At 70.1% G+C, this 21,174-nt stretch carries 22 protein-coding genes and 1 tRNA gene; 10 read left to right on the top strand and 13 right to left on the bottom strand.

Annotated features, from left to right (window positions below):
- The first annotated feature begins 130 nt into the window (after positions 1 to 130).
- A complete protein-coding gene (locus EXE51_RS04645; RefSeq protein WP_094494303.1) occupies positions 131 to 1,240 on the top strand; it encodes an alanine--glyoxylate aminotransferase family protein in 1,110 nt (369 codons plus the stop codon).
- A gap of 55 nt (positions 1,241 to 1,295) precedes the next feature.
- Here the strand turns inward: EXE51_RS04645 and EXE51_RS04640 are convergent, their stop codons facing one another.
- The 3 genes from EXE51_RS04640 to EXE51_RS04630 form a co-directional block, all read right to left on the bottom strand.
- A complete protein-coding gene (locus tag EXE51_RS04640; RefSeq protein WP_137692097.1) occupies positions 1,296 to 1,592 on the bottom strand; it encodes a hypothetical protein in 297 nt (98 codons plus the stop codon).
- A gap of 69 nt (positions 1,593 to 1,661) precedes the next feature.
- Complete coding sequence (locus EXE51_RS04635) at positions 1,662 to 1,961, bottom strand: DUF424 domain-containing protein (protein WP_049932049.1); 300 nt, start codon at positions 1,959 to 1,961, stop codon at positions 1,662 to 1,664.
- On the bottom strand, positions 1,962 to 2,861 hold the full coding sequence (locus EXE51_RS04630; protein WP_089308510.1) for a tetratricopeptide repeat protein: 900 nt from the start codon (positions 2,859 to 2,861) through the stop codon (positions 1,962 to 1,964). It lies immediately after the preceding gene.
- A gap of 111 nt (positions 2,862 to 2,972) precedes the next feature.
- On the opposite strand from EXE51_RS04630, the gene EXE51_RS04625 reads away from it, so the two are divergent.
- The gene (locus tag EXE51_RS04625) at positions 2,973 to 3,665 is read left to right on the top strand and encodes an SdpI family protein (RefSeq protein WP_137692096.1); all 693 of its coding nucleotides are present in this window, start codon (positions 2,973 to 2,975) and stop codon (positions 3,663 to 3,665) included.
- Positions 3,666 to 3,792: 127 nt separating this feature from the next.
- Positions 3,793 to 4,455 (top strand): hypothetical protein, encoded by a 663-nt coding sequence (locus EXE51_RS04620; protein ID WP_137692095.1) that lies wholly within the window; start codon positions 3,793 to 3,795, stop codon positions 4,453 to 4,455.
- A 21-nt stretch (positions 4,456 to 4,476) separates the two neighbouring features.
- Here the strand turns inward: EXE51_RS04620 and EXE51_RS04615 are convergent, their stop codons facing one another.
- On the bottom strand, positions 4,477 to 5,844 hold the full coding sequence (locus EXE51_RS04615; RefSeq protein WP_137692094.1) for a M20/M25/M40 family metallo-hydrolase: 1,368 nt from the start codon (positions 5,842 to 5,844) through the stop codon (positions 4,477 to 4,479).
- 105 nt (positions 5,845 to 5,949) lie between these two features.
- On the opposite strand from EXE51_RS04615, the gene EXE51_RS04610 reads away from it, so the two are divergent.
- Positions 5,950 to 6,023: transfer RNA gene (locus tag EXE51_RS04610), tRNA-Lys, on the top strand.
- 220 nt (positions 6,024 to 6,243) lie between these two features.
- Here EXE51_RS04610 and EXE51_RS04605 read toward each other — a convergent pair.
- From EXE51_RS04605 to EXE51_RS04575, 7 genes are all read right to left on the bottom strand, one after another.
- Positions 6,244 to 6,900, bottom strand: coding sequence for a lactate utilization protein (locus EXE51_RS04605; RefSeq protein WP_049932039.1), 657 nt, complete (start codon positions 6,898 to 6,900; stop codon positions 6,244 to 6,246).
- A 319-nt stretch (positions 6,901 to 7,219) separates the two neighbouring features.
- Positions 7,220 to 8,872: a thermosome subunit alpha gene (gene thsA / locus EXE51_RS04600; protein WP_080508593.1), complete on the bottom strand. Its 1,653-nt coding sequence runs from the start codon at positions 8,870 to 8,872 to the stop codon at positions 7,220 to 7,222.
- A 417-nt stretch (positions 8,873 to 9,289) separates the two neighbouring features.
- Complete coding sequence (locus tag EXE51_RS04595) at positions 9,290 to 9,832, bottom strand: KH domain-containing protein (protein WP_006114650.1); 543 nt, start codon at positions 9,830 to 9,832, stop codon at positions 9,290 to 9,292.
- Positions 9,833 to 10,115: 283 nt separating this feature from the next.
- Positions 10,116 to 11,111, bottom strand: a complete 996-nt coding sequence (gene rio1 / locus EXE51_RS04590; RefSeq protein ID WP_086216315.1) for a serine/threonine-protein kinase Rio1 — start codon at positions 11,109 to 11,111, stop codon at positions 10,116 to 10,118.
- A gap of 85 nt (positions 11,112 to 11,196) precedes the next feature.
- Complete coding sequence (gene hjc, locus EXE51_RS04585; protein ID WP_049932036.1) at positions 11,197 to 11,745, bottom strand: Holliday junction resolvase Hjc; 549 nt, start codon at positions 11,743 to 11,745, stop codon at positions 11,197 to 11,199.
- Positions 11,746 to 11,880: 135 nt separating this feature from the next.
- Entirely contained in the window at positions 11,881 to 12,252 is a 372-nt protein-coding gene (locus EXE51_RS04580; protein ID WP_049932035.1) for a rhodanese-like domain-containing protein, read from the bottom strand.
- Positions 12,253 to 12,333: 81 nt separating this feature from the next.
- Positions 12,334 to 12,900, bottom strand: a complete 567-nt coding sequence (locus EXE51_RS04575) for an NADPH-dependent FMN reductase (RefSeq protein WP_049932033.1) — start codon at positions 12,898 to 12,900, stop codon at positions 12,334 to 12,336.
- A gap of 414 nt (positions 12,901 to 13,314) precedes the next feature.
- On the opposite strand from EXE51_RS04575, the gene EXE51_RS04570 reads away from it, so the two are divergent.
- The 3 genes from EXE51_RS04570 (at position 13,315) to EXE51_RS04560 (ending at position 15,992) form a co-directional block, all read left to right on the top strand.
- Positions 13,315 to 14,718, top strand: a complete 1,404-nt coding sequence (locus EXE51_RS04570; protein WP_086220180.1) for a phosphoglucomutase/phosphomannomutase family protein — start codon at positions 13,315 to 13,317, stop codon at positions 14,716 to 14,718.
- Positions 14,719 to 14,809: 91 nt separating this feature from the next.
- On the top strand, positions 14,810 to 15,187 hold the full coding sequence (locus tag EXE51_RS04565) for a hypothetical protein (RefSeq protein WP_094519664.1): 378 nt from the start codon (positions 14,810 to 14,812) through the stop codon (positions 15,185 to 15,187).
- Positions 15,188 to 15,248: 61 nt separating this feature from the next.
- Positions 15,249 to 15,992, top strand: a complete 744-nt coding sequence (locus EXE51_RS04560; protein ID WP_089308514.1) for a DNA polymerase sliding clamp — start codon at positions 15,249 to 15,251, stop codon at positions 15,990 to 15,992.
- A 742-nt stretch (positions 15,993 to 16,734) separates the two neighbouring features.
- Here EXE51_RS04560 and EXE51_RS04555 read toward each other — a convergent pair.
- Entirely contained in the window at positions 16,735 to 18,612 is a 1,878-nt protein-coding gene (locus tag EXE51_RS04555) for a histidine kinase N-terminal 7TM domain-containing protein (protein WP_137692093.1), read from the bottom strand.
- A gap of 82 nt (positions 18,613 to 18,694) precedes the next feature.
- Positions 18,695 to 19,288, bottom strand: a complete 594-nt coding sequence (locus EXE51_RS04550) for a hypothetical protein (RefSeq protein WP_049932148.1) — start codon at positions 19,286 to 19,288, stop codon at positions 18,695 to 18,697.
- Positions 19,289 to 19,396: 108 nt separating this feature from the next.
- On the opposite strand from EXE51_RS04550, the gene mdh reads away from it, so the two are divergent.
- Genes mdh through EXE51_RS04535 form a run of 3 tightly spaced genes read left to right on the top strand, consistent with a single transcriptional unit; the run spans position 19,397 to position 21,164 of the window.
- The gene (mdh, locus tag EXE51_RS04545; RefSeq protein ID WP_049932026.1) at positions 19,397 to 20,311 is read left to right on the top strand and encodes a malate dehydrogenase; all 915 of its coding nucleotides are present in this window, start codon (positions 19,397 to 19,399) and stop codon (positions 20,309 to 20,311) included.
- A 54-nt stretch (positions 20,312 to 20,365) separates the two neighbouring features.
- On the top strand, positions 20,366 to 20,554 hold the full coding sequence (locus tag EXE51_RS04540; protein WP_049932025.1) for a hypothetical protein: 189 nt from the start codon (positions 20,366 to 20,368) through the stop codon (positions 20,552 to 20,554).
- A gap of 13 nt (positions 20,555 to 20,567) precedes the next feature.
- A complete protein-coding gene (locus tag EXE51_RS04535; RefSeq protein WP_137692092.1) occupies positions 20,568 to 21,164 on the top strand; it encodes a 2'-5' RNA ligase family protein in 597 nt (198 codons plus the stop codon).
- Positions 21,165 to 21,174 lie beyond the last annotated feature (10 nt).

Raw genomic sequence — 21,174 nt, 5'->3', positions numbered from 1 at the left:
CCGCGCAACTCCACCGCGGTGCCGCCTCGGCCCGCCGCCGGTCGCGCCCGGCGCCGGCGTTCCCGGTTTTTGAACGTAACACAAGGAACATACCCGCACGCGTCCCGGTACGAACTAACAGGTGGATCCCGTGACGAAGAAACGCGAATACCGCGACGACTACGACGAGAAGACGCTGTACATCCCCGGCCCGACGGAGGTCCGCGACGACGTCATCGAGGCGATGGCCGAGCCGATGTTCGGGCACCGGATGGACCGGATGACCGACCTGTACACCACTATCGTCGAGGACACGAAGGAGTTCCTCGGCACCGACCACGAGGTCGTGATTCTCACCGGCTCCGGCACGGAGTTCTGGGAGGCGACGACGCTCAACCTCGTCGACGAGCACGTCCTCGTCCCGACTTGCGGCGCGTTCAGCGAGCGCTACGCCAACGTCGCCGAGCGGCTCGGCAAGGACGTCGACCGGCTAGAGTACGAGTGGGGCGAGGCGGTCAAACCCGCGGACGTGCGCGAGGCGATCGAGTCCGCGGACGCGAAGTACGACATGGTCGCGGGCGTGATGAACGAGTCGTCCACCGGCGTGCGGAACCCGGTCGAGGAGATCGGCGACGTGATCGCCGAGTACCCGGACACGTACTTCGCGGTCGACGCCGTCTCGTCGCTCGGCGGCGACTACGTCGACATCGACGAACACGGCATCGACGTGATCTTCGCGTCCACTCAGAAGGCGTTCGCGATGCCGCCGGGGCTCGCGGTCTGCGTCGTGAGCGACGACGCCTACGACCGCGAGGTCGAGAAGGGCGACTCCTCGTGGTACGGCGGCTTCCGCCGGACGATCGACTACTACGACCGGAAGGGACAGACCCACTCGACGCCCGCCATTCCGATCATGCTGGCGTATCGCAAGCAGATGAAACGCATGCTGGAGGAGGGCCACCGCGCCCGCGACGAGCGCCACCGCGAGATGACGGAGTACGTCCACGACTGGGCCGACGAACACTTCGCGATGTTCCCCGAGGCGGGGTACGAGTCGCAGACGGTCGCCTGCATCGAGAACACGCAGGGGATCGACGTGGCCGCGACGATCGAGGAAGTGAGCGAGGAGTACGACATGGCGTTCTCGAACGGCTACGGCGACCTCGGCGAGGAGACGTTCCGGATCGGCCACATGGGCGAGCACACCGTCGAGAGCGTGAAGGAACTCACCGACGCCATCGAGGACGTCGCCGGGCTCTGATCGGGTTTCGCCACCCGGTCCGGCCCGTCTTCCGAGTCGATCCGTCTCCCGATCCTCAGTCTCCCTCGCGGTCGGCGACGAGTTCGATCCGGTAGATCCGCCCGCCGCTCTCGGTGCGGTCGGCGTCGACGACGACGAAGGCGTGGTCGCCCACGTCGACGATGTCCCCCGTGTCGAGCGGCTCCGTCGGTCGGTCGTCCGGTTCGTCGCCCGGGGCCGCGCCTTCGCCGACGGCGTCCGCGCCGACGCCGAGCGCGGCCTCCCCGCGGTCGATCGCGCGCCGCCAGAAGGCGTCGGACGGCGGCCGCGGCCCCACCCGCGACGCCAGTTCGCTCCGCGTGAGTCGTCTCATCGGATTCGTCTCGTCGCCCGCGCCCTTAGCCGGTTCGGATCCCGGCGAGACGCGGGCGGCGACGCGCCGCTACAGCCAGAGCAACTGCGCGTGCCGCGTCTCCTCGAACTCCAAGACGGTCTCCTCGTCGACGAGCCCCGCGTCGACGGCGACGCCGACCGCCTCGGTGCCGACGATGTTCGCGACCTGTGCGCGCTGAAGTCCCGCGACGACCTCCTCGGCGGTCGCCTCGACGGCGTCGTCGCCGCCGTAGAACTCCTCGCTCACGGTGATCGTCGCGCGGCCGTTGTCGTACGTCTCGCCGAGGCAGTCCGGATCACAGACGGAGACGAGCCGTCCCTCGGCGGTCTCGCGCTCGCGGAGGAGCATTCAGAAGCCCTCTGGCCCCTCGCCCTGAAGCTCTCGCTCCGGGCCCTCGGGGTCGCCGCCCCGCCCGCCGCCGGCCTGCCCGCCCTGACGGCCCTGTCCGCCGGGAGCGCCGCGACCGCCCTGACGACCCTGCCCGCCGGGTCCGGGGGCCTGCCCAGTCTGCTCTTCGACCATCTGCTCTTCGGCCTCGCGACGGAGTTCCTCGGCGCGGTCGGCGACCTCCTCGGCCTGCTCGTGCTCGCCGGCCTCCTCGAGGGCGCGCGCCTTCTCTTCGAGGACCCCCGCGTCGCGGTAGCCGAGGCGGATCGCGTTGTCGAAGCACTTGACCGCGTCCTCGGCGAGCCCGCGCTCGACCAGCAGGAACCCGCGGTTGTACCACGCTTCCGCGAAGCGCGGGTCGGTCTCGACTGCGCGCTCGGCGTGTTCGAGCGCCTGCTCGCTCCGGCCGGACTCCCAGAGCGAGTACGCGAGGTTCGTCTCGGCGGTCGCGGCGTGTTCGGACTCCTCGTCGATCCGGAGCGCCTCCTGATACGCGCCGATCGCCTGGTCGAACTCCTCCAACTGGGCGTGGGCGGCGCCCTTGTTCACCCACGCCTCCTGCGCTTCCAGCGAGTCCTCCTCGGCGAAGTTGGCGGCGCGTTCGAACGTCTCCGTCGCCTCTTCGAACCGGTTGATCCCCATGTACGAGAGGCCCACGTCGATCAGCTGCTCGACGTCGACGTCCTCGCTGCCGATGTTCCGGCGGTCCAGCTCCTCGGTCAGCACCCGGGAGTCGACCGGGTCGACGCGGCTCGGGTCCTCGCCGAGCTCCGGCGGGTCGAGCGTGAACGCGTCGTAGTCGGCGTCGACGCCCTGCCCCGAGGAGAACTCGTGGCCGTCGTCGTCGCGTTCGTCGGTCATATGGCCAGAGTTGGCGGTCACGACCGGTAAGGGTTGCGTCGCGCCGGGGTCTTCGGGTCGGAGTCGCACGGGTGGGTACCTTTTATCGGTTCGGCGCGTGTCTCCGGCCGCATGCCCTCCGAATCCGTGCTCTCCACGCGGCTCCGGTTCGGCGTCGCGGTCCTCCTCGTCGCCGTCGGCGCCGCCGCAAGCCTCGCAGTCGCACCGGACCTCCCGCAGCGAATGGTAACGCAGTGGAACGCCGCCGGCGAGCCGACCGAGACGCTCTCGCGGACGGCCGGGATGTGGCTCGTGCCGGGACTCGCGGCCGGACTGATCGGCCTGTTCGCCGTGCTCCCGCGGATCGATCCCCTGCGGGAGAACGTCGCGGCGTTCCGGGTCCACTACGACCGGTTCGTCGTCGTCCTCACGGCGTTCCTCGTCGCCCTCCACCTCGCCGTCCTCGCCGTCAACCTCGGCTACGCGGTCGACGTGACGACGGTCGCGGCCGCCGGCGGCGCCGCGCTGTTCTACTACCTCGGGACCCTGCTCCCGCACGTCGAGCCGAACTGGTTCCTCGGGATCCGGACGCCGTGGACGCTCAGCGACGACGCCGTCTGGGACCGCACCCACGCGCTCGGTGCTCGGCTGTTCAAGCTCTCGGCCGCGATCGCCGCCGTCGGTCTCTTCGCCGGCGAGTACGCCGTGTACTTCCTCGTCGGCCCGGCGCTCGCGACCGCCGCGGTCACCGTGGCGTACTCGTACCTCCTGTACGCAAGGGGAACGGACGAGGGTGACGACGGGGCGGCCCGGACCCCGAAGTAGCGTCGAGCGCCGACGACCGGTCCGGACCGCGAAGCGCATCGACCCCCGGCGATCCGGCGCGTCCGGCGTTCGAGCGAGTTCCGCCCCGGTGCCCGGCGTTTATATTCGCGGCCCCGAAGGTGTGTGTATGACCGAGGAGTCACGCGCTGACCGACGGTCCCCCGTCGGCGAACCGGTGGTCCGGTCGGACCCGTCGGTGACCGGCGACCGGGCCGCGGACGCGGTGGGGTTCGACCCGAACGACCCCGACAGCGTCGCCGAGGCCGCGAGGACCGTGGGCCGCTTCGCGGCCGGCGACGTCGGCGACGACGACAACGTCCTGATGCTGCGCGGCGCCGCCGCCTGCGCGGCGCTCGTCCGCGGTGTCGGGTCGTACAAGGAAGCCGCCGAACGTGCCGGAGACGACGTGAGCGTCGCGTTTATCCGGAAGTGGGCGCGGGTCCACGACCTCCCGCAGGCGATCCGGCGGCAGGTCGCCAACGGGCGAATCGCCCCCAGCGCGGCGAAACACGTCGCGCGGCTCGGCGGGCGGGACCGCTACCTGCTCGCGTGGGCGACGATCGACGGCGACCTCACAGTGCGGGAGGTCCGCGCGATCGCGTCCGCGGTCAACGACGGCGCGGAGGTCGAGACCGCCGTCCGCGAGGCCGGGGTCGAACTCGGTCGGCTTCAGGTCCGGCTCCCGGCGGAGACGTACGTCGAGCTGCGCCGACGGGCGTCGATGGAGAGCGTCGATCCGGGGTCGATCGTCGCCGACGCGGTCGACGAGTACCTCGACGGCGACCGGTAGGAACTGCCCGTCACCGGACGACTACGCCGCGTAGTCGCGCGCGAACCGTCCTGCGGCGGCGGCGATCGCGTCGCGTGCCCGGACGACCTCCTCCCACGCGATCGTCTCGTCGGGGTAGTGCGCCTCGTCGATGGTACCGGGCCCGAACAGCACCGCGGGGATCCCGGCCGCGACGAAGTGTCGCGAGTCGGCGCCGTACGTCGCGCCCCGCGGCTCGACGTCCGGGAGCCCCGTCGCGACGAGGCCGGCACGGACCGCCTCGACGACCGGTTCGTCGACGGCGACCTCGGCCGGCTCGAACTGGACGGAGAACCGCTCGAACCGCGGCGGGTGATCGCGCAGCCAAGGGTCGGCGTCGACGACATCGTCCAGGCGCTCGCGGAACGCCGCCTCCACCTCCGCGACGGTCTCCCCGGGCGCGACGCCGATCCGGAACTCCGCTTCGAGCGTCGCCGGGACCGTCGACGCCCACGAGCCCGCCTCGACCCGGCCGCAGACGACCGGCCACGGAACAGCGAACGACCCGTACAGCGGGTGCGAGACCGACTCGCCGCGCTCGGTCTCCAAGTCCGCGAACGCCTCCCGCACGGCCTCGAAGCGCGGGAGCACGTCCTCGCCGCGCCACCGGGTGGCCGCGTGGGCGCTCCGGCCGTCGATCTCGATCCGGGCCATGAGCGACCCCTCGCAGGCGACGACGGGACGTAGCTCGGTCGGCTCGGCGACGATCGCCGCGTCGCGCTCGAAGGGGTACGGGTTCGCGAGCGCGGCGGTCGCGGCGCCGTACCCGCCGTCCTCCTCGCCGGCGACGGCCTCAACGACGAGTCGGAGCCCGGACGGCGGCAGGTCGACTGCGCCGTCGGCGACCCCGTCGCGGACATCGACGGCGGCGGCGACGCAGGCCGCGAGCCCGCACTTCATGTCGGCCGCGCCGCGGGCCGTGAGGGTGTCGCAGCCCTCGTCGGCGGCGGCCGGGTCCGCGTTTCGCTCCGACGTGTCGCGCCAGACCGGCTCGAAGGGGTCGCTCGACCACTCCGCCGCCTCCGCGGGCACGACGTCGAGGTGGCCGTTCAGGACCAGCGTGGGGACCGAGTCGGCGGCGGCGGACTCGGGGGCCGCGTCGTCGCCGTCGCTCGCGCCACCGTCGTCGCCCGCACCGCCCAGTTCGAGCACGCCGGCGACGCTGCGCCGCCCGTCGACGGCCGCTGCGTCGAGGTCGTCCGGGAAGGAGGGGTGGTCCGCGAGGACGGCGGGGTCGGCGTCCCAGGCGTACGTCTCGAAGCCGAGGTCGGCGAGCCGCTCGGCGACGAACGCGGCCGCGGCCGCCTCCTCGCCGGCGGTCGACCGGTGGCGACAGAGCTCGGCGGCGAACGCGCGCATGTCGAATGGCATGCTCCCGGCGACGGCTGGGGGTCGGAAACCGTTTCGGGTGGCGACGCCGACGCCTTCCGCGGTTCTAAACGTTTATCCGTCGGCTGCCCCTACGGCGATTCGTCTGGGCCGGTAGCTCAGTTAGGGAGAGCGTCCGGCTTTTAACCGGACGGTCGGGGGTTCGAATCCCTCCCGGCCCGTATCCTCGCGGCGAGCAACTCCGCCAGCCGCGAGGCCGTCGAGAAGGGAAAGGTTCGAAACCGCCGAGCGTGGCGCTACCGCGGAACCGACGCGGCGGTCCTCGGAGGATCGGGGACGGGTTACAGTCTCACCGTCTCGGCGTCGCACGGTGGGGGCTGGCGGTCGTCCAAAGGGAGAAATCGTGTGCTCTGTCGGCGTGTATCGCGCGGCCGCGGGAGATCAGTAGCCGAGCTGCTCGCGCACGAGAACGACCGTCGTCCGGCCCTCCTCGGTCTCGCGCCGGTAGACGAGCTGTTTCGCGATCGCGGACTCGGCGCCGTACGCCTCCTGCGCGCGCTCGTTCTCCAGCGGGTACGCGACCGACTCCAGCCGATCGAAGGCGTCCGAGAGCGTCGGGACGATCTTGTTGATCCCGGTGACGATGACGACGTTGCCAGCGGCGAACGGGTACGCGCCGATCCGGCTGCCGGAGAGGTCGGCGGCGACGAGCTCGCCGGTCTGTGCGACCGCGTTGATCCCACCGAGGAAGTAGTCGGCCGTCTGCGAATCGCGCCGCGCGGCCTGTCGCTCCGCGTCGTCGTCGATGCTCCAGATCTGGTCCGGGAGGCTCTCCCACTCGTGGTCGCCCTCGCTCAGGAACTCGTCGAACCCGATCTCTTCGAGCGTCGTCGAGTGCCCGTTCATCACCGAGGCCTCGTCTGGTATCTGGGCGGTAACAGTCTCCAGCGCCTCGTCGGCGTCGTCGACGACGAGCACGTCGAAGCCGCGCTCCGCTAAGTTCGCGACCGTCTCCTCGACGGTCTCGTCGTCTGGGAGCTCGTCCAGTTCGGCGTTGATCTCGGTGTCGTCGGCGTAGTCGGCTTTCTGCTGTGGCATCGTAAACGTGAGAACCTCGTCGGGAGAACGAACGGGCGGGAGTCACTTAACCGCTCGCTGACACCGCCGTCCAGTGGTTACGCGGGTGTTACCGTCGTGTCGCGCGGATCGAATGTGGGTGTCGCTAGCGCGGACCGAATGTGGGTGTCGCTAGCGCGGATCGTAACTGACGGGGAGCGAGACGGTCGCGTCGCTGGAGCGTCGGCGTCGATAAAAATCGCGTGTCGTCGTGGCCCGAAGGGGCGCGCGACGGTCGATCGGTGAAGCGGTCCAGCGGAACAGCTGCGGTCGGGGTAGGGGTGAAGGCGTTAGCCGAACTTCACATCGCGCCGCCCATGCCGCCCATGCCGCCCATGCCGCCGCCCATGCCGCCGGGCGCGCCGCCGGGGCCGCCCTCGTCACCGCCGTCGTCGGTGCCGCCGCCCTTGAGGTCGCCGGCCGCGATGACATCGTCGATGCGGAGGATCATGACGGCCGCCTCGGTGGCGGACTCGATGGCCTGGGTCTTGACGCGGAGCGGCTCCACGACGCCCTCGGCCTCCATGTCGATCACGTCGCCCGTGTAGGCGTCGAGACCGGCGCCGAACTCGCCGCCGTCGTGGCGGGAGCGGAGGTCGACCAGCGAGTCGATGGGGTCGAGACCCGCGTTCTCGGCGAGGGTGCGCGGGACGACTTCCAGCGCGTCGGCGAACGCCTCGACGGCGAGCTGCTCGCGGCCGCCGACGGAGTCGGCGAAGTCGCGGAGCTGCAGCGCGAGCTCGGCCTCGGGGGCGCCGCCGCCGGGCAGCACCTGCCCGTCGAGCAGCGTCGTGCGGACGACGCCGAGCGAGTCATCGATGGCGCGCTCGACCTCGTCGACGACGTGCTCGGTGCCGCCGCGGAGGATGAGGGTGACGGACTTCGCCTCTTCGACGTCCTCGACGAAGATGCGCTCGTCGCCGCCGATGTCCTTCTGGGCGACGGAGCCGGCGAAGCCGAGGTCGTCCGACTCGATGTCGTCGAGGTTGGAGACGACGCGGCCGCCGGTCGCGCGGGCGAGGCGGTTCAGGTCGTCGGACTTCGCGCGGCGGACGGCGAGGATACCCTCCTGCGCGAGGTAGTGCTGGGCCATGTCGTCGATGCCGTCGCCGACGAAGACGACGTCGGCGCCGATGTCGACGAGGTGGTCGACCATCTCGCGGAGCTGCTCCTCTTCCTGGTCGAGGAACTGCTGGAGCTGGTCGGGGTCCGTGACGTTGACCTCGGCGTCGATCTCCGTCTCCTTCACCTCGATGGCGCCGTCGAACAGCGCCACGTCGGCGTCCTCGACCGCGAAGGGCATGTTCTCGTCGACGCGCTCCTTGTCGACGATGACGCCCTCGACGAGCTCAGACTCGTCGATGGAGCTGCCGACGACCTTCTCGACGGAGACGTTCTCCGTGTCGATGCCGTCGTCGTCCTGGACCGCGAGGACGGCGTCGACGACGAGCTCGGCGAGGAGGTCCTTGGAGTTCTCCGCGCCCTTGCCCGTCATCGCCGTCTCGGCGATCTCGACGAGTGTGTCGCGGTCGTCCGCGGAGACGTCGATTGCCTCCTCGTCGAGGATCTCCTTGGCCTTCTCGGCGGCCTGACGGTACCCCTGCGCGAGGGTCGTCGCGTGGATGTCCTGGTCGAGGAGCTCCTCGGCCTGATCGAGGAGCTCACCGGCGACCACGACCGCGGAGGTGGTGCCGTCGCCGACCTCCTCCTCCTGCGTCTCGGAGACCTCGACGATCATGTTGGCCGCCGGGTGGTCGATGTCCATCTCTTTCAGGATGGTGACGCCGTCGTTCGTGACGACGACGGACCCGCCGGAGTCGACGAGCATCTTGTCCATCCCTTTCGGGCCGAGCGTGGTGCGGACGGACTCCGCGACCGCCTTGCCGGCCGTGATGTTCATGTTCTGCGCGTCCTTTCCGGATGTTCGCTGCGATTCCTCGGAAAGTACGATCATGGGCTGATTGCCCATCCGCTGGCGCTGTGACATTACGACCATTGATTGTTTGTGATTCTATATAAGCCCTTTGTTCAGGTCGTGCGAAATCGCAACACGGTGGGGAGTATCGGCCAGTATGCGGTGCGTTCACACGACCCTTTATATAGTACGCTAACTCGACCGTTGAGGCCGAGGTTGAGCGGCGCCAAACTACGGCGGCGCGTGCCTGCGAGGCCGCTCTACGGCCGGATAGCACGCGCGAGGTCGGCGACGCAACGCGTCGGCTGCCAGATGGACCGGAGGTCCTTCGCCGGAGTCGGCCGACTGAAGGAAGGCCGACGAGGCTGGGGCTTTGGCGGAGATCAGCGTATCCCGGTAGAGGTCGTCGTTAGTCGAAAAGCGACCGCGGCCGCAACGGGAAAAAGATATTCTCTGTTATTGCGGCGCGTTGAAGCTCACGTCGTCGTCGAGCTCGTTCGACATGCGCTCCAAGTACGAGTACACCGCGCCGTGCGGAGCCCCGTCGAGCAGCATTCCGACAGCGCGCCGCACCACCTCCAGCTCCTCGGGCTGCCCCACCGCGCCCACGGTCGACCCGTAGACGACGACGTTCGCGCCCGACAGCTCCTCGATGAGCTCCCGAGTCCGGCCGTTCTCGCCGATTATCCGGCCCTTCTTACGCTGGAGGTCGTTGTCGTTGCGAGTGTGTTCGGAGAGGTCGACCAGGTCGAGCGTCCGGAGGTCGTGGTCGAGGATCGACAGCGCGGTCTCCGGCTTGAAGCCGCGGCCGATCGCCTTGATCACGTCCGGGGCCACCATCGCCGCCACGGGGTCGTCGCGCTCCTCGATGGCGACGCTGCCGGACTCGGAGTCGATGTCGAGCCGCACGTTCGCCCGCTCTTCGATTTCTCGCATCGTCTCGCCGCCGGCGCCGATGACGACGCCGATCCGGTCCTGCGGAACCGTCACGTGTTGCATATCACGGAGTACCCGGCGGAGCCTTTTAAGAGTGTTCCGCGGCGGGCGCCGTGTGGCCGCGTGACGGTGGTCTCCGGCCGGTTGTCCGTCCGAAGGCGTGTCACACCGGAATGAGGTTTTTCTGTCGACTCCGCGAGCGACGCGTATGGAGATCAGACCGCCGGCGTCGGACCCGGACTCCGGGGGACTGATCCGCGTACAGGGGTTGTCCGAGGAAACCTATCCGACCGCGATCTACGCCCGCGAGGTCTGAGCCTCGACGCCGCGACGGAAGCGCCCCGAATTACGCCTCGTCGGAGGCTCCGGTCGACTTCCCGTCTGCCTCCGCGTTCGACTCCGTCTTCCCGCCCGACGCCGGCTCCCCGGTCGGGTCGGCCTCGGGCTCCGTCACGTACGCGCGGAGGTCGTCAGGGTCGACGTCGAGCCCCTGCCGGGTGAAAAACGTCGCCACGTTCTCGCAGTCGCGGACGAGGAACTCCCCGGCGTTGGGGTGGTGAACCGTCACGGCCTGCCCTAGGTCGATGATCACCAGCTCGCCGTCGTGGATGATCATGTTGTACTCCGAGAGGTCGCCGTGGATCAGGCCGGCACCGTACAGCCGGCGCATGTACTCGCGGACGACCTCGTAGGCGGTCTCCGGGTTCTCCACGTCGACCTCGCTCAGCCGCCTTGCGCGCTCCGCGGCGTGGCCGACGAGCTCCATCACGAGGACGTTCCGCTGGACCGCGATCGGTTCCGGGACCCGGACGCCGGCCTTCTGCGCGCGCGAGAGGTTCGCGAACTCCTTGCGCGTCCACGCCAGCACGACCGCCTTCTTGTCGCTCGCGATGCCCTCGAAGCGCGGGTCGCCCTCCAGGTAGTCGCGCATTTGCCGGAAGTTCGAGGAGTTGATCCGGTACACCTTCACCGCGACCTCGCGCTCGGGCGTGACGCCCTCGGGGCCGCCGCCGGCCGCCTCCGACCCCGGCTCCGGCCGCTCGCCCGCCTGCCCGCCGAGTGCCTCGAAGACGCTCGCCTCCTTCCCCGTCGACACCGGCCCGCCGAAGGCGTCGACGTAGCCGTCCTGGACCAGCTTGTACACCGCCGCCAGCGTGGCGTCGTCGAACACCGACTCCTGGAGCTTGAACTGCTCGGTGTCTTTGATCCGCTTGCGGAACTCGTCGAACTCGCGGTCCTGCCGCCGGGCGATCCGGTCGGCCTCGGTGTCGGAGACGTCGAGTTTCTCCCACTCGTCGCCGGGCTGGTCCGCCGGTTCGAGCAGGCCGAAGTCCTCGCTCATTCGTCCCGGGGTTCGACGCGGCGAGGGATAAGCGAGGGGGTCCGCGGGCCGTCGAGGCGACCCGGGAAGGCGGCCGCGCCGACCGTCACAGCACGTCGAGCGCGTCCGCGACCGGCATGTGCCCGTCGCGGACGGCCTCTAAGATCGTCCGCCGCTCCTCGGTCTCCGGGTCGGTCGCGTCGCCGTCGTCGCCGTCGTCGCCGACTTCCGCGAGCGTCACCTTCTCGGTCTCGCCGACGAACTCGGGGAAGTCGGTGCCGTCGGCCAGCGCTTTCTCCTTTTTCACCCGGTACGAGCCGGCGTCGGTGGTGTAGAGGTCGCCGGGGTGGAAGAAGTACCAGTCCTCGCGGTCGAACCGCACCGCGATCCGCGCCTTCGCGCCGAAGTTCCGCGCGAAGAACAACAGCGCTTCTACCTCCTCGCCGGTGAGGTAGATCGGGTCGCCCGCGCTCGACTTCGCCTCGATGGCGTAGAACGTCTCGCCGTCGCCCGCGAGCACGTCGGGGAGCTCGCGCTCGGTCGCGGAGCCGCTGGCCGGCGCGCGCATCACGGCGAAGCCCGCCTCGTCCAAGGCGTTCACCAGTTCGCGCTCGCGGCGGTCCCCCTTCCGGTTAGCGGACACGGTCGTCGTCACCCGGTTCGGTCATGGGCGACGTAGACGCGAGCCGGGCAAAAGCCCGGCGGGTCGCGGAGCGTCGACGGCGGGGTCGTAGGGTGTCGACGGCGGGGTCGCGAGACGCCGGTGACGAACTCGCAGACGCGATCGACTTCACCCGCGCAGCCGCCACCACAGCGACCGGAGCTTGTACCCGAGCGAGTCCCGCTCGTACCCGTTCCAGCCGCTCATCCCGCCGGAGAGCGTCGACGCCTCGTAGCCCGCCTCGTCGAGGACGCGGGTCGCGCGCTTGGCGACGATCCCCATCTTACAGACGGTGACGACCTCGCTGTCGTCGGGAATCTCGTCGAGCCGGCGGCGGAGCGCGGCGTCGTCGCCGCTCCGGAGGTCGTCGTACACGGGCACGTTCCGGCTCCCGTCGATCGCGCCGCTCCCGTAGTCCGACTCGGGGCGGATGTCCAGCAGGAACGGCTCGTCGTCCGTGCCGAGGCGCTCGTCCAGCTCGTCCGGGCGGATACGGCTCATCGGCGGACGATCGGTCTCGCGGGGCAAATCCCTGCCGGCTGCGGCGCGTCGAGCGCGGCGACCGCGGGGCCGCGACCGGTCTCACTCCCGCAGCCGCTCCGAGTGTTCGACGACGACCCGTCCGAGCCGCTCGGTGCGCCGGCGGAGGTCGTCGTCGGTGATCCGCGGACCGTCGTCCGGGGCGTCCGCGTCTCCCGGTCCGCCTGTCTCGACCTTCGAGGAGGCGCCCCGGATCCCGACCTCGTGGGGGACCGTCCACGCGTGGACGTTCCGGAACGTCGAGCGGAGGTGTTCGAGCGTCCCGCCGTAGGAGCCGCCGCCGGCGGTCGCGAGCAGGCCGACGGCGGTATCTGCGTACTCGTCGGAGCCGCAGAAGTCGTGGAAGTTCTTGAACGTCGACGAGTAGGATCCGCGGTAGACGGGCGTGCCGGCGAGGACGCCGTCGGCCTCGCGGACGCGGCGCTTCAGCGCCTCGCTGTCGCCTTGGGCGTCCTCTTCGGGGTGGTACAGCGGGAGGTCGACCGCGGCCAGGTCGATCAGGTCCGTCTCGGCGCCGGCGTCGGCCGCGGCGTCGAGCGCGACGCGGAGGGCGGCCCGCGTGGTGCTGGCCGCGCTCCGGCTGCCGGAGACGGCGACGATTCGGGTCATACCTCGAGTTCGAGACCAGATAGTAAAAACGGAGGCGATCGACGGGGAGCGGACCCGAAACTCCGACCGTTAGTGCCTTGGAACTAATTGGCAAGGTCGATTCGCGCCGTCATAACTCCGGCCCCTCGATTGTAAGTAGCCGGTAGCAGATCGGCGGCGGCCACCTCCGAAGCCCCGGCCTCGCGGCGCCCCGGTGAGTCCCCTCTGCCCAGCACAGCACCTCACGCCTCCCCAGCCTCGTCGGACCGGCGCAGTCGCGCCGGTCCGACTCCCTCGCGCGTGCTCCTCACGTCCTGCGGGCGTTCGGAGGCACGCGCCGCCGCGGTTTATTTATCAATAGCCGCGGGCGATCCGCTCGCGCAACCTTCGCGGCCGACACGGGGCATTATTGTCCCCGCCGCCGACGTGGCCGACATGGACCAGATAGCCTTCGGCACGGACGGGTGGCGCGCGACACTCGACACGTTCACCGACGAGCGCGTGCGGATCGTGGGACAGGCGATCGCCGACCACCTCGACGCGGCGGGGCACGACGAACCGGTCGCGGTGGGGTACGACGCCCGCGAGACCTCGGAGGGGTTCGCCGAGAGCCTCGCGGAGGTGTTCGCGGGCAACGGCTTCGACGTGATCCTCCCCGAGCGCGACGCGCCGACGCCGGTGATCGCCCACGCTATCGTCGACCGCGGACTGGCCGGCGCGTGTATGATCACCGCCTCGCACAACCCGCCCGAGTACAACGGCGTGAAGTTCATCCCGCACGACGGCGCGCCGGCGCTGCCGGACGTGACCGAGGATGTCGTCGACCGGCTCGCCGAGCCCGACCTGCTCCCCGAAGCCGAGCGCGGCGACATCTCTCGGGTCGACCTCGTGAGCGAACACGCCGACGCGGCCCGCGAGGTCGTCGGCCGCGTCGCCGGAGACGGGGACGGCGTCGACCTCGACGGGCTCACGGTCGCGTACGACGCGATGCACGGGAGCGGGCGCGGCGTCACGGACGCGCTCCTCGAGTCGGCCGGCGCGGAGGTGGAGCGCCTGCGTTGCGAGCGCGACGTGACCTTCGGCGGCGACTCCCCCGAGCCGTCGGCCGAACACCTCGGAGAACTGGCCGAGCGCGTCACCGACCCCGAGAGCGACGTGGATCTGGGGATCGCCAACGACGGCGACGCCGACCGGATCGCTGTCGTCACGCCCGAGCGCGGCGTCCTCGACGCGAACCTCTTCTACGCCGCCTGCTACGACCGGCTCTTGGAGACCGACTCCGGGCCCGCGGTCCGCACCGTCTCGACGACGTTCCTCGTCGACCGCATCGCCGAGGCGCACGGCGAGGCGGTGTACGAGACCCCGGTCGGCTTCAAGTGGGTCGCCGAGGCGATGGGTGAGCACGACGCGCTGTTCGGCGGCGAGGAGTCCGGCGGGTTCACCCTCCGCGGTCACGTCCGGGAGAAGGACGGCGTGCTGATGGGGCTGCTCGCGGCCGCGACCCACGCCGCCGAGCCGTTCGACGCGCGCGTCGACCGCCTGCTCGACGAGCACGGCCACATCGCGGCCGGAAAAGTGTCGCTCGACTGCCCGGACGACCGGAAGGAAGCGGTCCTCGACGAGCTGGAGGACCACATCCCGGAGGCAGTCGGCGGGTCCCCCGTAGCGAAGGTCGTCACGCTCGACGGGTTCAAGCTCCTCTTAGAGAGCGGCTCGTGGCTGCTCGTCCGCCCCTCGGGCACCGAGCCGAAGCTCCGGGTGTACGCCGAGGCCGACTCCGACGAGGCCGTCGACGACCTGCTCGCCGAGGGGCGCGACCTCGTCGAGCCGCTCGTCTGAGGGCCGCGCGCGACGACCGGCGCGATCGGTCCGGGAGCCCGATCCCGCGCGGACGAGTTTCAGTTCCGTCTTGCGTTCGGCTCGTCTACTCATGAATTACCCTCGTACCGTCGTGTACCGCCTGGCGCGGCGCAGGCCACACACGGTCGACGAGCCACTGCCAGCGCCCGAGCGGACCGACGTGAACCCGACACCGCTCGCGGAGCCGGCCGACAGCGCCCCGACGGACGGGCCGATCCGAGCCGCCGAGCCGCCGCCCGACCCCGGCGACGGAGCGCCCCGCGGCCCCGGTAGCGAGGAGCCCCGCGACCTCACGCGCGAGCCGGCGGACGACGGCGCGGACGCGGAGGCGAGAGGCCGGGACGCCGACGAGGCGGAGACCCTCGAATACCGGCTCGAACGGCTCCGCCCGCTGCGAGCCGTGGTGACGCTCGGGGTCGTCGTCGCCCGGCTCATCCGGTCGGTTTGAGCGTTTCCGTGCCGACCCGATCGGGTGTCTTTTTAGGGGATACCGCCCTAGCCGAACGTATATGTTCAAGGCCATCGTGGGCGCGTCGACGTTTCAGGACGCGCTCGATTCGGTGAGCGTGTTGGTCGACGAGTGTAAGATCCGCCTGAACGAGGAGGAGCTCTCCATCCGGGCCGTCGACCCCGCCAACGTCGGCATGGTCGACCTCACGCTGGAGGCGGCCGCGTTCGAGTCCTACGACGCCGACGGCGGCGTCATCGGCGTCAACCTCGCCCGCCTGGAGGACATCGCCGGCATGGCCAACTCGGGCGACCTGATCCACCTCGAACTCGACGAGGAGACCCGCAAGCTCCACATCGAGATCGACGGCCTATCCTACACCCTCGCGCTCATCGACCCCGACTCGATCCGCCAGGAGCCGGACATCCCGGACCTCGATCTCGCCTCCGAGATCGTCGTCGAGGGCGCCCAGCTCGACCGCGGGATCAAGGCCGCCGACATGGTCTCCGACCACATCCGCCTCCGCGTCGACGAGGGCGACGAGGCGTTCTTCATCGAGGCCGAGGGCGACACCGACGACGTGAACCTCAAGCTCGACCGCGAGGACCTCATCGCGCTCACCGCCGGCCCCGCTGACTCGCTGTTCAGCCTCGACTACCTCAAGGACATGAACAAGGCGATCCCCTCCGACGCCGAGGTCACCGTCGAGCTCGGCGAGGAGTTCCCCGTCAAGCTCCACTACGGCTTCGCCGAGGGGCTCGGACAGGCAACGTATATGCTTGCACCGAGGATTCAGAGCGAGTAAATTACCGAGGGAAGCGTGTCCAAGATGCGGAGAGTCGTTCAAGCGGGTCGGTAGTCACTGGGCACGCGGAAGCTGTTACTACCCCGAAACACCCACGTACCTTCGCGAGATCCTCGTCGGCTGTTTCATGGGTGACGGGGAGTCCGTCCCAAAGACGAACGACGGGGCTCACGGCCTGTTCCGTCTCTCGATGGTTACAAGCAATCCTTGGAGTGGTTCGACCACGAGATGGGGGTGTTGAGCACCGGTGTCCGATTAAAAAAAAGACGGCAGCGGAGCTGGCACATAGTAACCGTGAATCGGGGTCAGTCCAAATGCGAGGGCTGAGAACTATCACGATAGGTATACCGTCATATCGCGATCTCACCCGTTCATGCGGTCACTTCGTCGGTGGTACCGGTCCGGCGAGAAGCGGTTCCCAGAGAGTCTATCGCTGACGCCACGGATCGCCAAGATGTGGTACGTCTGTGACGGGTGTCTCGATGTTCAGGAGTAGGGCGAACCGAGAGCAGCAATACGGATACGACACCGAGACGACCGTCAGGAGTTCTTTTTAAATCCATTCGAGGAGATTGGCCTCTCACCGTCGTACGGCCGCGAAACGATCCGCTTCGGGGTCGAAGAGGCTCGCTCGTTCCTCGACTGAAGCACCCCACCGCCCGGATTCGAGTACAAGTGGGTACTCGACTCGCGAGAGCGCTACGATCGTCTGAAGGCACAGGCGTACGGCGAGGCACACGCTTTATAAGCCGTCTACGACCGGAACCGACACCGTCACCCGCGTCCCCCGCGGCTCCCGGTCGGCGTACTCGACGTCGGCGCCGACCGCGGCGGCGCCCCACGCGACGACCCACAGGCCCAGCCCCGACCCGTGTTCGAGGGCGGTCTCCCGCCCGGACTCGACCGCCTCGACTTCGTGCTCGGGGATCCCGGGCCCGTCGTCCGCGACGGTGAGCACGAACCGCGCGTCGCCCTCGCCCTCGTGGCCGCCGTCGCCTCCGCGCTCCTCTCGACGGAGCGCGACCCGTACCCACGCCCCGCCGTCATCGCGTTCTGTTCCCTGACCGTCGTGGTGATCGAGCGCGTTCTCCACCGTGTTCTCGACGACCGCGCGGAGCGCGTCGAGCCGGACCCGCGTGACCCACTCGTCGGCGTCGGCGTCTCCGGTCGTCCGCTCGCCGACGGAAGTCGCCGCCCCGCCGTCGGCGGTCGTCGGCTCGCCGTCGACCGCGAGTTCGATCGCCGCGTCGTCGCGGCCACGGGCGTCCGCGACGGCCGATGTCACGAGGTCGCGCACGTCCGTCGGCTCGGGGTCCCGATCTTCGAGCAGCCGCTCGACGGTCCCGGCCTTCTCGCCGAGCGCGGCCAGCGCGCCCGCGCGACGCTCGACCGCGTCGGCCATCTGAACGAGTTCCGAGTCGTCGACGCGATCGCGGAGGATCTCGCCGTACCCGCGGACGACGCCCGCGTCGTTGCGGAGGTTGTGTCGCAGGATGCGGTTGAGCACCTCCAGCTGCTGGCGTCGGCGCTCGCGGTCGGTGACGTCCGAGAGGACGAGAGTGTACCCGACGTGGGTGCCGTTGGGGTCGGTGAGCCGGGAGACTGACACCGCGTACGTGCGGCTGCGGGCCCCGTCGCCGGCGTCGATCTCGACCGTCTCGCGGGAACCGCCCGCTTCGTCGTCCGGGCCGGACTCGCCGCCGTCCGGTTCGCCCTCGCCCGCGTCGCCGATGCGGACCGGGAGATCGAGGAAATCGGCGAGCGGGCGGTCGCGGGCGGTCTGGGCGTCGACGCCGAGCACCGTTTCGGCCGCGGGGTTGATCCGGACGATGCGGCGGTCGAGCGCCAGCGCCACGATGGGGTCGCGGAGGTCGTCGATCGCGGTGCGCTCCGCGGCGCGGCTGGTGGTCGGGTTCCGGTCGAACATCTCCGCGCGGTCGAACGCGTACGCGTCGAGGAGCAGGTGCGGGACGAACATCACCGGCGCGAGTTGGAGTTGGGGCACCGGGCCGAGCGCCAGCGCCCACGCGACCAGCGCGAACCCGGGCGGCAGCGAGCTCAGCGCGACCGCGGCGCTCTCGCGGCGGTACAGCGGCCCGTAGCTGAGCAGCGTGTCGACGAGGAGGAACACGGCGCTGGCGACGAGGACCGTCTCCGCGGCGACCGTCAGGTACGCCCACGGCCCGAACGCGTACGAGACGGTCTCGACGCCGAAGGCGGGGTCGCGCGCGAAGTCGGTCCAGAAGACACCGTGGAGCGAGTTCGTGACGACGAGCGCGGACGAGAGTGCGCCGAACCCGACGACCGCCGCGAACAGGCGGCTCCGGACCACGTCGCTCCGGCCCGTGTACTCCAGTGCGAACCCGAGGAAGGCGATCCCTGTCCAGATCACGCCCAGCCACATCGTCGCCTCCAGCGCGGCTCGGATCGCCGGTTCGGAGACCAGCAGGCCGACGCCGTAGGAGAGACACCACGTCGCCTGCGCGGCGAACACGCCGAGGAACCAGTCGACGCCGGGGCGGCCGCGGTGTTCGCGGATCGCCCACGCGAGCGCGAGCGCCCCCGCCCCGCCCGCGAGTGAGCCGACGGCGGGCCACGCGGGAACGAGGTCGAGGGCCATTCGTCGGGTACGACGGCGACGGCGGGGGTAAAGCTGTCGTGGGGCGGCGGTCCGTCCGGTCCGCGCTCCGGACGAACCGGCGCTACAGATGCCGCTCGATGACGCGCTTCGCGGCCTGTCCCTTCTCCTTCCAGCCGTACCCCTCGTCGTACACGTGGCGCTTGGCGTCGACGAGCTCGCCGGGCGTTGACTCCTCGAAGCCGCCGCGGTCCCACGCGCCCGACTCGCGGAGCCACTCGATCACGTTCTCGCGGGTCTCGGGCCACGAGAGCCCGACCATCTCGTACCACGCCACCATCGCGAACACCGCGTTGTCGTGACAGCCCGGGACCGAGCCGTGCTCGTAGACGGTGCGCATCGGGTCGCGAGTCGGCTCCGAGACGCGTTCCTTGAACTCCGCGGCGGTGAGCAGGCGGAGCCGGTCGCCGTCCTCGACGACGCGCTGGTCGCGGCGGAGCGCGCCGAGCGCGGCCTTGTGGAGCCCGCCCCACTCCGCCGGGACCGCGTCCCGCAGCGCCGCTTCCGGGAGGCCGTCGGGCTCCGCGGACAGCACCGACAGGAGGTCGGTGTACGCCTTCTCGACGGTCGGCCAGCTCACGCCCTCGAACTCACAGTCGGCGTCGTGAAGGCTGTTCGTCGTCCGACAGCCGGGGCACGGGTAGCGGAACGTCGGCACGAGGCGACGCTTCGACGCCGCGGGAGTTAGGGGTTTCGCGATGACGGTCACGAACGTTAGCGGGGTTCCGAAACGTTTACTCACCGGCCGGTCGCGAATCTACACGGTATGACAAAGGTCAGCGTTATCGGTGCGGCGGGGACCGTCGGAGCCGCGGCCGGCTACAACCTCGCGTTACGCGACGTGGTCGACGAGCTCGTCTTCGTGGACATTCCGGATCAGCGCGAGACGACGATCGGACAGGCCGCCGACGCGAACCACGGCGTCGCGTACGACTCGAACACGACCGTCCGGCAGGGCGAGTACGAGGACACCGCCGGCTCGGACGTGGTCGTCATCACGGCGGGCATCCCGCGCAAGGAGGGGCAGACCCGGATCGACCTCGCCGGCGACAACGCGCCGATCATGGAGGACATCGGGTCCTCGATCGCCGAGCACAACGACGACTTCGTCACCGTCACCACCTCGAACCCGGTCGACCTGCTCAACCGCCACCTCTACGAGGCGGGCGACCGCGACCGCCACAAGGTGGTCGGCTTCGGCGGCCGGCTCGACTCCGCGCGCTTCCGCTACGTCCTCTCCGAGCGCTTCGACGCGCCCGTCCAGAACGTCGAGGCGACGATCCTCGGCGAACACGGCGACGCGCAGGCGCCCGTCTTCTCGAAGGTGCGCGTCGACGGCCGCGACCCGTCGTTCGACGCCGACGAGAAAGAGCAGATCCTCGCGGACCTCCAGGAGTCCGCGATGGACGTGATCAGCCGGAAGGGCGCGACGCAGTGGGGACCCGCCACCGGCGTCGCCCACACCGTCGAGGCCATCCTCAACGACACCGGCGAGGTGCTCCCCTGCTCGGTCGTGCTCGACGGCGAGTACGGCTACGACGACACCGCGCTCGGCGTCCCCGCGAAGCTCGGCGCGAACGGCGTCGAGGAGGTCGTCGAGTGGGACCTCGACGAGTACGAGGCCGAACTGCTCGACGAGGCCGCCGAGAAGCTCTCCGAGCAGTACGAGAAGATCGCGTAGCGAGCGCCCGGTTTTACCACCGTCTTTTTATCGCTGCCGCACCCCCGTCTGGCCATGAACCGCGCCGAGATCGACACCGACGACCTCCTGAAGATCGTGCTGCTGCTCGTCGTCGTGTGGCTTCTCCTGGAGATCGTCGGGGCCGTCCTCGAGGTCGCCTTCTGGCTGCTCGACGCCCTCCCGACGCTGATCGGGATCGCGCTCGTCGTCGTGATCGCCTTACACCTCACCGATCGGATCTGAGGCGGACGCCGACGTGTTCAGCCTCAACGTCCCGCTCCCGCCCGCGATCGACCGCCTCGCCGGCGATCTCCACCCGAAACTGACGGGGTTCGATCGCGTCCGCGAGCGTCACACCCTCGTCTGTAAGCGCTTCGGCGTCGAGGACGTGCGACGCGGAGAGCGCGACGGAGGCGATGAACGCGGAGAGGGCGAGGGGTGCGAGGAACGTGGAGGGGACCGACCCGTCCCGCCTCGTCAGGAGGCCCTCGACCGGCTGCGCGAACGCCTTCGTCGACCGCTCGCGCCCGCCGACCCGTTCGAGGTCGCCGTGACCGGGATCGACGTCTTCGACGCGCCGCGGTCGGGGTCGCGGCCGATCGTGTATCTGACGGTCGAGAGCGACGGGCTCGTTCGGCTTCACCGCAGGCTCTGTGCGGCGTTCGGGACGGTGGAGGGAATCGAGGGCGACGCGTACGTCCCGCACGTGACGCTGGCGCGGGGCGGCGACCCGGAACCGGGCGCGGTCGCCGACCTCGTCGAGACCGAGTTCGACCCGGTCCGGTGGCGCGTCCATGCGCTCGACGCGTGGGACCCGGAGTACCGGGAGGTCGCGGCGACGGTCGATCTGTAGGGCGAACCGG

Origin of the sequence: Halorubrum sp. CGM5_25_10-8B (assembly GCF_005435095.1) — an archaeon.
In the GTDB taxonomy this organism is placed as follows: Archaea; Halobacteriota; Halobacteria; order Halobacteriales; family Haloferacaceae; genus Halorubrum; species Halorubrum ezzemoulense.
Note: the sequence above shows the minus strand (reverse complement) of the source record. Positions and strands in the feature narration are given on the sequence as shown.